Consider the following 13,131-nt stretch of genomic DNA (forward strand, 5'->3'; position numbering starts at 1 on the left):
GCGGCTAAGGTGGAAACCCTAGTCTTTCCAACTTGCGCGTGAGGGTCGGCTTCTCGCCCACATCTCAAACTCCTTCTCCCTTTCCCAGAGGGGACCCCCTTCCCCCCGGGGCCGAAGTCGTTTTCGGAGTGCCGCCGCGACGCCCCGGCGACGACCGGTCCGGCCCCCGGCCGGGGCCGGGGCCGGGGAGGGAGCGGACCGAAGGCGCGTCAGAGCCGGACGCCGTGGCTGACCAGGTAGCCCACCGGGTTGATGTCGGAGCCGTAGCCGGGGCCGGTGCGGACCTCGAAGTGCAGGTGCGGACCGGTGACGTTGCCGGTGGCGCCGGAGCGGCCGATCTGCTGGCCGGCGCCCACGGACTGGCCGACCCGGACGGCGATCGCCGAGAGGTGGGCGTACTCGGAGTACCGGCCGTCGGTGTGCCTGATGACGACCTGGTTGCCGTACGAGCCGCCCCAGCCGGCGGTGACCACGGTGCCACTGGTGACCGCCTTCACCGGGGTACCGGTGGAGACCAGGAAGTCCACGCCGGTGTGGTAGCCGCTGGCCCACGCGGACCCGGCCGCGTGGTACGGGGTGCCGAGGCGGGGGTTGGCCACCGGAGCGGTGTAGGCCGGGGCCGCCTGGGCGGCGACCGTGGTGGCGGGCAGCGCCACGGCGGTGCCGGCCGCGGCGGCGACGAGCGCGCGGCGGGCGAATCGGGGCAGCCGGGAACAGCGGGCGTCCTGCGCGGACATGGGGGAGTCCTCTCCGACGCCTGCGAGGTGAGCTGTCGGGTTCGGACCGGGAGTAGCCCGGCCGCCTGGAAGCGGCTTCACCCCTGGCCGGCCCGGATCTCCGGGCGCGGCGACCTGCCTTCGGTTCCCCCGCTCCTGCCGTGCACTGCGTGAAGTGCGACCCCCGGGCGGCGGCAGGACTCGGCGTTCCACCCGGCGGACCGACCCGGACGGTGACCGGGATGGCTGAAGAAAAGCCGATCCGACGTACACGGAGCAAGCTCGTCCCATCCGGACATAAGGGACACATAAAGGCACACGGATCCGAAGTCACTCTCCGGCCGGGGTGGACTGCCCTGCGCAGTCGGGACGGTCACGACCGGCAGGACGAATCCGTACAGAACGTTATGAATCGCACGCCCTGTGGCGAACCGAGCACCCTCCGGCATGGACGGGAGAATCTCCGGTGAGCTGCGTCACCCCATCCGCACTCGGCGTAACTGACGGTCCGTTTCCCGCCGGGGCCCGAGGCCGATACCCTCGCTCGCATCTGCCTTAACGATCATCTATTCGAGCTAGGAGCCAGCCCGTGCGCCCGCAGGACCGTATGGCCGTCATCCAGCGCAGCGTGGTCCGCGAAATGGCGCAGTTCGGCGTGGAGTTCACGGTGGACGACGAAGTGGTCCGCGGTCCGGGGACCACGGCGGTGGCCGTCCGCGAGCACCCTGGCGACGGCGGCAGCGGCCATGTGGACCTCGGCTTCGTCCTCGACCTCGGGCGTGCGGACGCCCCCGTGGTCTGGGACTGCGCGGCGGGACTCGGCAAGACCGAGGAGGAGAAGCTCGACAACGCCGTGAAGATGTGGGCCACCACCACCGCCTCCACCGTGGTGGAGCTGCTGGAACACCGGGGCGAGCACGGCGACCACTACCAGCCCGCCGAACTGGCCGAGTGGCACGCCATCCAGGGCCCGGCGGCCGTCTTCGGCTTCGGCAACGAGCGCCTGGCCGACTGGCTGGCCGACCACCAGCCGCTGACCGCCATCGCCGACGCGCTCCGGCCCGAGCTCACCACCGGGCGGCTGACCGGAGTGAAGCTCTTCCTCGGCGGGCGGTCCGGCGACGACATCGCCGAGGTCCGGGTGAACGGCGAGGTCTCGGAGGCCGCCTCGGCCGCACTGCACGCACTGGACTGGCCGCGCGGTGAACGCTTCTGCTGGGCACGGCTGTTCATCCTGCTGGTCCCCGAGGGCGGCCTGCACCCCGAACCCGTACGCCCCGCCCCGGCGCCGGTACCGGTCGTGCTGCCGGTGGCCCGGCCCGGCCTGCTGGCCCGGGTCAGGCACGTGCTACGGTCCGCCCGACGGTAGGTCAGCCGGAGAAGGACTTCAGGCTGTTGGCCACCGAGGTGAGGAAGTTCTTGATCGGCTCCGCCGCCGTGGACGCACTGAGCATGAAGCCGAACAGGGCCGAGATGATGGCGTGACTGGTCTTCAGCTGCTTGTTGCGGATGAAGATGAAGACGAGGGCACCGAACAGCACCAGTGCGGAGACGGAGAGCACCACCCGGACTCACTTCCTTACTTCGTTGCGGGGTTTCACCCGGAAACCCCGTGGCGACGCCGGAGCCCGGCCTGTCTGGCGGGGCACAGGCCGTGCGGCGCCGACAGAGAGCCGCATGCAACGCCCCCCATCCCCCGACCACCGGTACCGACCAGTCCCACCCACCGACTCAGTGTGGTCGTTCGTGCCGACTGCGTAAAGGCGTAGCCGGAAGCCCGGCCGGAAGTTCCTGGCATGTGAGACGAATTTCCGCCGACCGAGACGATAGCCCAAGGTCGCTGACGAGCTGTCGGCAGGGGCTCGTCCACCGGCCCGGTCAGCGGTGACCGGGCATCGGGGCCCGTCCGACGGCACCGTGCGGACGCCCCGCCAGGATTGGCCGAAGATCGGCCGCCGGACTTGACACACCTGTCCGATGGTCGAACCAACCGTCGCCGTCGGGCTCCGCCCGGCCGGCCCGGCGCCTCACCCGCGCCACAGCAGCAGCACCGCCCGGTCGTCGTTGACGTCCTTGGCCACCGTCTCGATCAGCCGGACCGCCGCGCCCCGGCTGCCGCTCTGCAACAGTGCCCCGGCGACCAGTCGATCGGCCTCCCCCATCAACCGGTCCATGCCCTCGGAGAGATCGCGCCCCGGCACCTCGACCATACCGTCGGTGCAGAGCATCAGAAGGTCGCCCCGGTTCAACCGGCCCTGCACGCCCTCGAACTTGGCACCATCGTAGATCCCCAGCAGCGGGCCCTCGGCCGCCTCCTTGACCTCCCAGCGGCCGGCCCCCGACAGCCGCTGCATCCCGGGCAGATGCCCCGCCGACAGCAGTTCGTACTCGCCGGTGTCCAGGTCCAGCACCAGGTGGACGGCGGTGGCGAAGCCCTCCTCCCAGTCCTGCCGCAGCAGATAGCCGTTGGCGGCCGGCAGGAACTCGTGGGCGGGCAGCGAGCCGAGCAGGCCACCGAAGGCGCCGGACAGCAGCAGGGCGCGCGAGCCGGCGTCCATGCCCTTCCCGGAGACGTCCGCCAGGACGCACTCCAGCATCCGCCGCCCCGGTCCGGTCCTGGCGGCCACCACGAAGTCGCCCGAGAAGGACTGGCCGCCGGCCGGCCGCAGCGCCATGTCCGCGTACCAGCCCTCGGGCAGTTTCGGGACCTGGCTCTGCACCCGCAGCCGTTCGCGCAGGTCGAACAGCATGGTGCCGCCGCCGCGCCAGGGTACGCCGACCCGGCTGCGGAACTGCGCCAGCAGCAGTCCGGCCACCCCGACCGCGCCGACCACCAGGGCGGCACCCGGGGTGACGCCGAAGACATAGCTCTCGGGGTGCTCGCTGGCCACCCGCTCGCCGGTGTGGATCACGGACTCGGTGGACAGGCCCAGGGCGGCCGCCGCGTACAGCAGCACCAGGGTGCCCGGCCGCAGTAACAGGGCGCCGGCCAGGATCGGCAGGACCAGGGCGGTGGGCGGCACCCAGGCGGGGAACCAGACGTTGAGCAGCACCAGCAGCGGGATCGCCGCCAGGAAGGCGGCGAAGGCGAGCCAGTCGGAGGCGTCACCGCGGAAGTAGTCCACCCCGGTTCGGCGCAGCGTTCGGCGGGCCCGGTACAGCCTGGTGCGCAGCCGGGCCGTCCAGGGGTCCGCGGCCGCCGTCGCGGTGGGCCCCTTCGCAGTCGTCTGGGGCGGTGCGCCCGGCGTGCTGCCAGCCATGGGCTCCGACCTTATCCACCGGTGCGGGGCGACGTCGATGGGCTTGCCGTGTCGGGCGGGTTGTGCCGGGCTTCCCCGGCACCTTTCGGCCGCCGGGCGGAGCGCCCATCTTCCGGCCACTGCACGGCAGTTGAGGATATGGCGAAAAATCGGTCGCGCCCGATCAAAACGGATGATAGCTGTGGGAGGTATGACTCCGGACCTTGCCACTGATTCCACTCATTCCCCATATAACGCACCGGAAGTCCGCACCCTGACCCCCGCCGAGTGGGACGCCTGGTACCGGGCGGCGGAGGTCGCATTCGGTGGCAGCGAGGAGCCGGTCGAGGCCCGGCAGCTCTGGCGGGACCTCACCGAGACCGGCCGCTCGCAGGGCGTCTGGGAGGGGACGACCCCGGTGGCCGCCTCGAGTGCGTACAGCTTCCGGATGGCCGTACCGGGCGGCGCGGTGGTCCCGGTCGCCGGGGTGACCCTGGTCGGAGTGCTGCCGACGCACCGCCGGCGCGGCCTGCTGACCGCGATGATGCGCCGCCAGCTGGACGAGGTCCGCGCCCGCGGCGAGGCCCTGGCCGTACTCACCGCCTCCGAACCGGCCATCTACGGCCGCTTCGGCTACGGCCTCGGCACCCTCCACCTCGCCCTGGAGATCGAGAGCCGCCGGGTGACCCTTCCCCCGCTGCCGGCGGACGGCGTCCGGCTGCGGCTGGCCGACCCGGCGCTCAGCAGCCCGGCCTGCGAGGAGCTGTACGCCTCCCTCGTACCGCTGCGCCCGGGAATGCTGGAGCGCCGCCCGAACTGGGACCGTCTGCCGCTGCTCGACCCGCCCGCGACGCGCGGCAACGCCTCGCCGCTCCAGGCGGTGCTGGCCGAGGACGCACGAAGCGGCCGGCTGCTCGGCTACGCCCGGTACCAGGTCAGGCCCGAGCCGGTCAGCCAACCGGCGGCCGGGACGGTGCTGGTGCGCGACGTCGAGGCGCTGACACCGCAGGTGTACGCCAGGCTCTGGTCGTATCTGCTGGAGATCGACCTGACCGACAGGGTCACGGCCGGCAACCGCCCGGTGGACGACCCGCTGCTGCACCTGGTCTCGGACACCCGCCGGCTGCACCCCGTGCTGGAGGACATGCTCTACGTCCGGCTGGTGGAGGTCGGCGAGGCGCTCCGGCTGCGTGAGTACGCGTCGCCGGTCGCGCTGGTACTGGACGTCACGGACGAGTTCTGCCCGTGGAACACCGGGCGCTGGAAGCTCCAGGCCGACGGGCCGGGCAAGGCGGCGAGCTGCGTGCCGACCACGGAGCCGGCCGATCTGGCGCTGTCGGTGCGCGAGCTGGGCTCCGCGTACCTCGGCGGGCTGACGCTGGCGGCACTCGGCGCGGCCGGGCGGGTCACCGAACTGCGCGAGGGTGCGCTGGAGGAGGCCTCCCGGGCGTTCGCCTCCCAGGTCGCGCCCTGGCTGCCGCACGGGTTCTGAGCACCTGTACGGCAGCCCGCGCCGGGAAGGGGATCAGCCCTGCGGGTGGTGGGCCGGGATCGGGGGGAGCTCGCCGGTGGTCTCGTACTCGCTCAGCATGGCGATCCGGCGGGTGTGGCGCGGCTCGCCGCTGTACGGGGTGTTGAGGAAGACCTCGACGAAGCGGGTCGACTCCTCCGGGGTGTGCATCCGGCCGCCGATGCTGATCACGTTGGCGTTGTTGTGCTCACGGCCGAGCGAGGCGGTCTGCTCGCTCCAGGCGAGCGCGGCCCGCACGCCCTTCACCTTGTTGGCGGCGATCGCCTCGCCGTTGCCCGAGCCGCCGATCACGATGCCCAGCGCCTCGGGGTCGGCGGCGGTGCGCTCGGCGGCGCGCAGGCAGAACGGCGGGTAGTCGTCCTCGGCGTCGTAGATGTGCGGACCGCAGTCGATCGGCTCGTGGCCGTTGTCCTTCAGCCACTGGACTAGGTGGTTCTTGAGGTCGTATCCGGCATGGTCGGAACCCAGGTACACGCGCATGCGTATGAGTGTGGCATGCGACCCGCCGGGTACCGCCGCAGGGGCGCGCACGAGCGCCTCGGGCGTCGCGGCCGACCGGTGCGTCATGGGGAACGTGCCGCGCGCCGGGGCGCGGGGCCCGCGCGGCCTGCCCGCTCGGGCAGGAGTCACACGGCTCCCCGCGCCCCGGGAACGAGGCTCAGCCGCGGCGCCGCAGGAGCTTCCAGGTCAGGGGGAGGGCGCCCATGGCGAGCAGGACCTTGAGCGCGTCGCCGATCAGGTAGGGGTAGAGGCCGAGGTCGGCGGCCTTGGCGAGCGAGACGTGCAGCGAGGCCGCCAGGTACGGGACGCCGACCGCGTAGATGGCGAGGTTGCCGAGCACCATCGCCATCGCGGTGCGCGGCGCGCTGCGGTCCGCCCCGCGCCGGGCGAACGCCCCGGTGAGGGCGGCGGCGAGGACGAAGCCGATGGCGTAGCCGAGGCTCGGCATCGCGAAGCCCGAGGAGCCCTCGGCGAACCACGGCATCCCGGCCATGCCCGCCAGCAGGTACAGGGCGAGCGAGGCGGCACCCCGGCGGGCGCCGAGGGCGGTGCCGACCAGCAGCACGGCGAAGGTCTGCCCGGTGACCGGGACGGGCGAGCCGGGGACCGGCACCGAGAACTGGGCCGCGAGGCCGGTCAGCGCGGCGCCGCCGACGACCAGAGCCAGCTCGCGCGCCTGGCCGCCGAGCCGGGTGGCCGCTCGCGGAAGGTGGTCGGCGAGCACCGTGGCGGGGGCGGGCGTGACGGCAGTGGCCATGGCGGGTCTCCAGTTCTGACGCGACCTGGTCGCATCGACGCGGCGTGGTCGTTCGTTGACGCTCGGGAACAGTTGTGAACCTATGTGCAACGTCGTGTCCACGGCGCGTCGGCCTCTGACAAGTGTTCGGCCCGCACCTTGTCGGATTCCGTCTTATCAGGACACCAAGACGCTATTTAGGTAGATAGACGATCACTTTCAGTCACTCTAATGTCCGAAATCCGGTCCTCCGGTCGGATTTCTTGGCATGACCATCTGGCGTACCGAATAGTGGACTGACTGCTCCGACATCCGTAACAGTCTGGATCCGCCTCTATGCCGACCCCCACCACCCAGCCGCTGCTGGAGTCCAACGAGCCGGCGTCCAACGCCGGCTCGGGCTCTGAGAACCAGCAGCTCTCCCACGGTCTCAAGCAGCGCCATCTGTCGATGATCGCGCTCGGCGGCGTGATCGGCGCCGGGCTGTTCGTCGGCTCCGGCGCCGGTATCGCCGCCGCCGGTCCGTCCATCGTGCTGGCCTTCGCCGCCTCCGGCCTGCTGGTCATGCTGGTCATGCGGATGCTCGGCGAGATGTCCGCGGCCCGTCCGGCCAGCGGCTCGTTCTCCGTGCACGCCGAGCGGGAGATCGGCCCCTGGGCCGGTCTGACCGTCGGATGGATGTTCTGGACGCTGCTCTGCGTCGGCGTGGGCGCCGAGGCGATCGGTGCCTCGCACGTGATGAACGGCTGGTTCCCGAGCGTGCCGCTCTGGGTCTGGGTCGCCGTCTTCATGGGCTTCTTCTGCGCCACCAACCTGGCGGCCGTGAAGAACTTCGGTGAGTTCGAGTTCTGGTTCGCCGCCGTCAAGATCGCTGCAATCGCCGCCTTCCTGGTGATCGGCGTGCTGGCCATCCTCGGCCTGCTGCCCGGCACCTCCTCCCCCGGTACCGCCAACCTCACCGGTCACGGCGGCTTCTTCCCCCACGGTTCCACCGGCCTGATCACCGGCCTGCTCGCCTCGGTCTTCGCCTACGGCGGCCTGGAGACGGTGACCATCGCGGCCGCCGAGTCCACGGACCCCCGGCGCAGCGTCGCCTCGGCGGTGCGCACCGCGATGTGGCGGATCGCCCTGTTCTACGTCGGCTCGATGGCCGTGATCGTCACCCTGGTGCCGTGGAACGACGCGAGCGTGACCAAGGACGGCCCGTACGTCGCAGTGCTGGACAACCTGGGCATCCCCGGCGCCGGCCAGCTGATGAACGTCGTGGTGCTGATCGCGCTGCTGTCGGCGATGAACGCCAACATCTACGGCTCCTCCCGGATGGCGTACTCGCTGGTCCAGCGCGGCCAGGGCCCCAAGGCGCTGGCCCGGGTGACCGGCGGGGTGCCGCGGCTGGCCGTGCTGGCCTCCTCGGCCTTCGGCTTCCTCGCGGTGCTGCTGAGCTACTGGTGGCCGACCACCGTCTTCGCCTGGCTGCTCAACATGGTCGGCGCGGCCGTGCTGGTGGTCTGGGCCTTCATCGCGGTGGCCCAGCTGCGGATGCGCCGCCGGATCGAGCGGGAGGCGCCCGAGCAGCTCACCGTGCGGATGTGGCTCTTCCCGTACCTGACCTGGGTGGCGCTGGCTGCGGTCCTCGCGGTGCTGGCCCTGATGACCCTCGACGCGGACAACCGGATCCAGCTGTACTTCACGGCCGGTCTGACCGTGGTGCTCTCGGTGCTCGGCTGGCTGAAGCAGCGGCGCACCGCCTGACGGCACGGCGAGGGGCCCGGTACCTGGTACCGGGCCCCTCGCCGTGTCCGCTCACGCGCCGGCCGTGCTCACTCGAAGGACGGGCCCGCCGTGCGGGTGCGCTTGATCTCGAAGAAGCCCGGGGTGGAAGCGACCAGCAGGGTGCCGTCCCAGAGCCGGGCGGCGGCCTCGCCGCGCGGGGTCGGGGTGACCACCGGGCCGAAGAAGGCGACCCGCTCGCCGTCCGCGCCGTCCACCGCGATCACCGGAGTACCGACGTCCTCGCCGACCAGCGAGATGCCCTGTTGGTGCGAGGCGCGCACCTCGGCGTCGTACTCGTCGCTGTCGGCCGCGTCGGCCAGCTCGGCCGGCAGCCCCGCCGCCACCAGTGCGGCCTCGATGGTCTCCCGGTTGTTGGGCAGACCCTGGTTGTGGAAGCGGGTGCCGAGCTCGGTGTAGAGCGGGCCGAGCACCTTGTCGCCGTACTCCTGGGCGGCGGCGATCAGCACCCGGACCGGGCGCCAGGCGTTGGGCAGGTTCTTCTTGTACTTCTCCGGCTGGTCCTCGCGGTCCTCGTTGAGGACGGCGAGGCTCATCACGTGCCAACGGGTTTCCACCGGGCGGAGCTTCTCGACCTCCAGCATCCAGCGGGAGGTCATCCAGGCCCAGGGGCAGATCGGGTCGAACCAGAAGTCGGCGATCTTGCGGGAGTCTGCGGTGGTCACTGGCTACGTCCTTCGCACTTTTCCGAGAAGCAACGGTGCTTGCCTCCGATCGCAACACCGCGGCCCCCGGACTGATTCCGTGTGACCTGTGCAATAACACGGTGCGGGCCGCGTGAAAGGATGCCCGGCAAGGAAGACCTCCCAGCACCCTGTGTGCGAGCCGGACAAAGGAGTACCGCCCGTGCCGGGCAAGAACCTGAGCCGCGAGGAAGCCCAGCAGCGGGCCGACATCCTCAGTGTGGACAGCTACCGGGTCCACCTCGACGTGACCTCCGCCGTCGACCCGGCGGCCGCCACCTTCCGCTCCACCACCACGATCACCTTCCGCAGTTCCGCGCCGGGCACCGCCACCTTCGTGGACCTGCTGGCGCCCGCCGTACGGTCGGTGACCCTCAACGGCCGCGCCCTGGACCCGGATACGGTCTTCGACGGCGCCCGGATCACCCTCGACACCCTGGCGGAGCAGAACGTCCTGGCGGTCGAGGCGGACTGCGCCTACAGCCGGACCGGCGAGGGCCTGCACCGGTTCGTCGACCCGGCGGACGGCGAGACCTACCTCTACACCCACTACGAACCGGCCGATGCCCGCCGGGTGTTCGCCACCTTCGAACAGCCGGATCTGAAGGCCCCGTTCAGCTTCACGGTGACCGCACCGGCCGCCTGGGACGTCTACCACAACGCGGCGCACGAGGAGATCACCGACCAGGGCGGCGCCCGCGTCTGGCGCTTCGCGCCCACCCAACCGATCTCCACCTACCTCACCGCCGTGGTCGCCGGCCCGTACCACGTCGAGCGCGACCACTACCACCACCGGCTCGCCGACGGCTCCACCCTGGAGATCCCGCTCGCCGCGACCTGCCGCAGGTCGCTGGCCCCCTACTTCGACGCGGACGAGATCTTCACCGTCACCAAGCAGGGCCTGGACTTCTTCCATCGGGAGTTCGACTTCCCGTACCCGTTCGGGAAGTACGACCAGTGCTTCGTACCGGAGTACAACATCGGCGCGATGGAGAACCCCGGCTGCGTCACCTTCCGCGAGGACTTCGTCTTCCGCTCCAAGGTCACCGAGGCCGCGTACGAGGGCCGGGCCAACGTCATCCTGCACGAGATGGCGCACATGTGGTTCGGTGACCTGGTCACCATGAAGTGGTGGGACGACCTGTGGCTCAAGGAGTCCTTCGCCGACTTCATGGGCTCCTTCTCGCAGATCGAGGCCACCAGGTACCGGTCCGCCTGGATCACCTTCGCCAACAAGCGCAAGGCCTGGGCCTACCGGCAGGACCAGTTCCCCACCACGCACCCGATCACCGCGGACATCCGCGACCTCGAAGACGCCAAGCTGAACTTCGACGGGATCACCTACGCCAAGGGCGCCTCGGTGCTCAAGCAGCTGGTCGCCTACGTCGGCCGGGACGCCTTCTTCGCGGGCGTGCGGCAGTACTTCAAGCGGCACGCCTACGGCAACACCGTGCTCGGCGACCTGCTCGACGTACTGGAGCGGACCAGCGGCCGCGATCTGACCGCCTGGTCCGAGGCCTGGCTGCAGACCGCCGGGGTCAACTCGCTCACCCCGCAGCTGACCTGTGACGCCGAGGGCCGGATCACCGAGTTCGCGGTGATCCAGGACGGCGCGACCCCGCGTCCGCACCGGATCGCGATCGGCCTCTACGACCGCGACGCCGTCGGCGCCCTGGTCCGCACCCACCGGATCGAGCTGGACGTGCACGGCACCCGCACCGTCGTCCCCGAGCTCGCCGGGCTGCCCAGGCCCGCGCTGGTGCTGCTCAACGACGACGACCTGACGTACTGCAAGATCCGCTTCGACGACCGTTCGCTGGAGACCCTGCGCGACGGCCTCGGCGAGATCACCGACGGGCCCTCCTTGCCCGCCAACGGGCGGGGGTACCCCCGGCCGACGGCCGGGGGCGAGGGGCCCGGTCGGCCTGGCGGCCTCGCCCGGGCGCTGGCCTGGTCGGCCGTGTGGAACCTCACCCGGGACGGGCTGATGCCGACCCGCGACTACCTGGCGCTGGTACTGCGCTTCGCGGGCCAGGAGTCGGGCATCGGCGTGCTGCAGTCACTGCACCAGCAGGCCAAGCTCGCGCTGGACGTGTACGCGGACCCGGCCTGGCGCCCGGAGGGCGCGCAGCTGCTCGCCGAGGGCGCGCTGCGCGAACTCCGCGCCGCCGAACCGGGCAGCGACCACCAGCTGGCCTGGGCCCGGTTCCTGGCGCAGACCGCCCACGAGGAGGAGCAGTTCCGGCTGCTGCGCGGGCTGCTCGCCGGGACCGCCCGGATCGACGGCCTGGAGGTGGACCAGGACCTGCGCTGGCTGCTCTGGCTGGCACTGGCCGCCGCCGGGAAGGCGAGCGCCGAGGAGCTGAACGCGGAGCTGGCCGCCGACAACACCGCCAGCGGCAAGCAGCACCTGACCGAGTGCCTGGCAGCCCTGCCGACCGCCGAGGCCAAGGCCGCCGCCTGGTCGGCCGTGATCGACTCCGACGAGCTGCCCAACGCCCTGGTGGAGGCCCAGATCTCGGGCTTCAACCAGCCGGGCCGCCGCGATCTGACGGCCGGCTACACCGAGCGCTACTTCGCGCTGCTGGAGGAGATCTGGTCGCAGCGCAGCATCGAGATCGCGATGCGGATCGTCGGCGGGTTCTTCCCGCGCTACCAGACCGACGAGCGGACCCTCGCCGCCGCCGACGCCTGGCTGACCGGACACCCCGCCGCCGCGCCCGCCCTCCGGCGGCTGGTCCTGGAGTGCCACGACGACCTGGCGCGGGCACTGCGCGCGCAGGCGTGCGACCGGGGCTGATCCCTCCGCCGGCCGACCGGGTCTGAGGCGGCCGGCCCACCGGGAACCACCCCGGGGCGGGGCCCGCGCGAAACACCGTGCACCGCGACAGCGGGCCACTCGCGCGGGCCCCGCGCCCCGAGCCGGTCGGGGGCCGACGGGCCCGACCGCCGAGGGCTCCCACGCCCTCGGCCCCGCGCTACTTGAGGGTGGCGGACGTGAGTCCGGACTGCACCTGGCGCTGGAAGGACAGGTACACCACCAGCACCGGCAGCATCGCGATCGTCATGCCGGCGAAGAGGGACGGCGCGTCACTCGCGTACCCCGACTGCAACGCCAGGTTGACCAGCCCCTGGGCCAGCACCGAGTGGTCGGCCTCGCCCGCCGAGGTCGGCTGCATCAGAGTCACCGGCAGGATGTACTGGTTCCACTGACCGAGCAGGTTGAAGATGCCGACGCTGATCAGTCCGGGCTTCGCCATCGGCACCATGACCCGGAAGAACGCCCGGGTGTGCGAGCAGCCGTCCAGCATCGCCGCCTCGTGCACGGCGGTTGGCAGGGTGCGGAAGAAGGAGTGCAGGAAGAACACGGTGAACGGCAGCGAGTACGCGACGTACACCAGGATCAGGCCCAGGTAGCTGTTCAGGCCGAGCAGCGGGGAGAGCTCGCCGAGGTTCCGGACCATGAAGAAGAGCGGGACCAGGGCCAGGTAGACCGGGAACATCGCCCCGGCCACGAAGAAGTAGTAGATCAGCCGGTTGCCCCTGAACTCGTACCGGGCGAGCACATAGGCCGCCATCGAGCCGAGCAACATGGTCAGGGTGAGCGAACCGGCCAGCACGATCAGGGTGTTGGCGAAGAAGCCGCCGATGCCCTTGGTCCAGGCCCGGCCGAAGGCGTCGAAGCTCCAGTGACCCGGCCAGCTCCAGGCGCTGCCGTTGATCTGGGCGTCGGTCTTGAACGAGCCGAGCACCACCCAGAGCAGCGGGAAGACGATCATCACGGCCCAGAGGGCGAGGAACCCGTGCGAGAAGACGTTCAGCACTCCCCCGCGGTCGGCGAAGCGCTCTGCCCGGTTCGCCGGACGGCCGCCGCGGGTGCGCTCCACCTCCGGCGCGGGGGCGTTCCTTTCGATGCTGGTGCTCATGCCATGGC

10 protein-coding genes, 1 pseudogene and 1 riboswitch are annotated in these 13,131 nt (G+C 71.3%); of the genes and pseudogenes, 4 read left to right on the forward strand and 7 right to left on the reverse strand.

Annotated elements, in window-relative coordinates:
• Nucleotides 1–209 precede the first annotated feature (209 nt).
• Nucleotides 210–608: pseudogene (locus ACZ5ON_RS23260) on the reverse strand (M23 family metallopeptidase); the annotation flags it as partial.
• Nucleotides 609–741: 133 nt separating this feature from the next.
• Nucleotides 742–897: riboswitch (cyclic di-AMP (ydaO/yuaA leader) on the reverse strand.
• A 408-nt stretch (nucleotides 898–1,305) separates the two neighbouring features.
• Here ACZ5ON_RS23260 and ACZ5ON_RS23265 point away from each other — a divergent pair.
• Nucleotides 1,306–2,085, forward strand: coding sequence for a DUF6348 family protein (locus ACZ5ON_RS23265; protein ID WP_465595834.1), 780 nt, complete (start codon nucleotides 1,306–1,308; stop codon nucleotides 2,083–2,085).
• 1 nt (nucleotide 2,086) lies between these two features.
• Here the strand turns inward: ACZ5ON_RS23265 and ACZ5ON_RS23270 are convergent, their stop codons facing one another.
• On the reverse strand, nucleotides 2,087–2,281 hold the full coding sequence (locus ACZ5ON_RS23270) for a hypothetical protein (RefSeq protein ID WP_344638438.1): 195 nt from the start codon (nucleotides 2,279–2,281) through the stop codon (nucleotides 2,087–2,089).
• 462 nt (nucleotides 2,282–2,743) lie between these two features.
• Nucleotides 2,744–3,976: a SpoIIE family protein phosphatase gene (locus ACZ5ON_RS23275; RefSeq protein ID WP_465595837.1), complete on the reverse strand. Its 1,233-nt coding sequence runs from the start codon at nucleotides 3,974–3,976 to the stop codon at nucleotides 2,744–2,746.
• 190 nt (nucleotides 3,977–4,166) lie between these two features.
• Between ACZ5ON_RS23275 and ACZ5ON_RS23280 the strand changes: the two genes are divergently transcribed.
• Nucleotides 4,167–5,447: a GNAT family N-acetyltransferase gene (locus tag ACZ5ON_RS23280; RefSeq protein ID WP_465595840.1), complete on the forward strand. Its 1,281-nt coding sequence runs from the start codon at nucleotides 4,167–4,169 to the stop codon at nucleotides 5,445–5,447.
• Nucleotides 5,448–5,480: 33 nt separating this feature from the next.
• On the opposite strand, the gene ACZ5ON_RS23285 is transcribed toward ACZ5ON_RS23280, so the two are convergent.
• Together ACZ5ON_RS23285 and ACZ5ON_RS23290 are read right to left on the reverse strand one after the other, a co-directional pair.
• Nucleotides 5,481–5,966 carry a ribose-5-phosphate isomerase gene (locus ACZ5ON_RS23285; protein WP_465595843.1) on the reverse strand — a complete coding sequence of 162 codons (486 nt, stop codon included), beginning with the start codon at nucleotides 5,964–5,966 and terminating at the stop codon, nucleotides 5,481–5,483.
• A 178-nt stretch (nucleotides 5,967–6,144) separates the two neighbouring features.
• Nucleotides 6,145–6,744 (reverse strand): biotin transporter BioY, encoded by a 600-nt coding sequence (locus ACZ5ON_RS23290; RefSeq protein WP_465595846.1) that lies wholly within the window; start codon nucleotides 6,742–6,744, stop codon nucleotides 6,145–6,147.
• Nucleotides 6,745–7,059: 315 nt separating this feature from the next.
• On the opposite strand from ACZ5ON_RS23290, the gene ACZ5ON_RS23295 reads away from it, so the two are divergent.
• Nucleotides 7,060–8,475 carry an amino acid permease gene (locus tag ACZ5ON_RS23295; protein ID WP_465595849.1) on the forward strand — a complete coding sequence of 472 codons (1,416 nt, stop codon included), beginning with the start codon at nucleotides 7,060–7,062 and terminating at the stop codon, nucleotides 8,473–8,475.
• A 68-nt stretch (nucleotides 8,476–8,543) separates the two neighbouring features.
• Here the strand turns inward: ACZ5ON_RS23295 and ACZ5ON_RS23300 are convergent, their stop codons facing one another.
• Nucleotides 8,544–9,179, reverse strand: coding sequence for a mycothiol-dependent nitroreductase Rv2466c family protein (locus ACZ5ON_RS23300; RefSeq protein WP_344638433.1), 636 nt, complete (start codon nucleotides 9,177–9,179; stop codon nucleotides 8,544–8,546).
• Nucleotides 9,180–9,360: 181 nt separating this feature from the next.
• Between ACZ5ON_RS23300 and pepN the strand changes: the two genes are divergently transcribed.
• The gene (pepN, locus tag ACZ5ON_RS23305; protein ID WP_465595853.1) at nucleotides 9,361–11,997 is read left to right on the forward strand and encodes an aminopeptidase N; all 2,637 of its coding nucleotides are present in this window, start codon (nucleotides 9,361–9,363) and stop codon (nucleotides 11,995–11,997) included.
• Nucleotides 11,998–12,175: 178 nt separating this feature from the next.
• Here the strand turns inward: pepN and ACZ5ON_RS23310 are convergent, their stop codons facing one another.
• Nucleotides 12,176–13,123, reverse strand: a complete 948-nt coding sequence (locus ACZ5ON_RS23310; protein ID WP_465595856.1) for a carbohydrate ABC transporter permease — start codon at nucleotides 13,121–13,123, stop codon at nucleotides 12,176–12,178.
• Between the last annotated feature and the right edge of the window lie 8 nt (nucleotides 13,124–13,131).

It is taken from the genome of Kitasatospora sp. NPDC032150, assembly GCF_055579945.1.

What these genes read in the sequence shown, in the direction of transcription:
- ACZ5ON_RS23295 (WP_465595849.1), top strand. Translation starts at nt 7,060, where the DNA reads ATGCCGACCCCCACCACCCAGCCGCTGCTGGAGTCCAACGAGCCGGCG.
- ACZ5ON_RS23310 (WP_465595856.1), bottom strand. Translation starts at nt 13,123, where the DNA reads ATGAGCACCAGCATCGAAAGGAACGCCCCCGCGCCGGAGGTGGAGCGC.
- ACZ5ON_RS23290 (WP_465595846.1), bottom strand. Translation starts at nt 6,744, where the DNA reads ATGGCCACTGCCGTCACGCCCGCCCCCGCCACGGTGCTCGCCGACCAC.
- ACZ5ON_RS23280 (WP_465595840.1), top strand. Translation starts at nt 4,167, where the DNA reads ATGACTCCGGACCTTGCCACTGATTCCACTCATTCCCCATATAACGCA.
- ACZ5ON_RS23275 (WP_465595837.1), bottom strand. Translation starts at nt 3,976, where the DNA reads ATGGCTGGCAGCACGCCGGGCGCACCGCCCCAGACGACTGCGAAGGGG.
- ACZ5ON_RS23285 (WP_465595843.1), bottom strand. Translation starts at nt 5,966, where the DNA reads ATGCGCGTGTACCTGGGTTCCGACCATGCCGGATACGACCTCAAGAAC.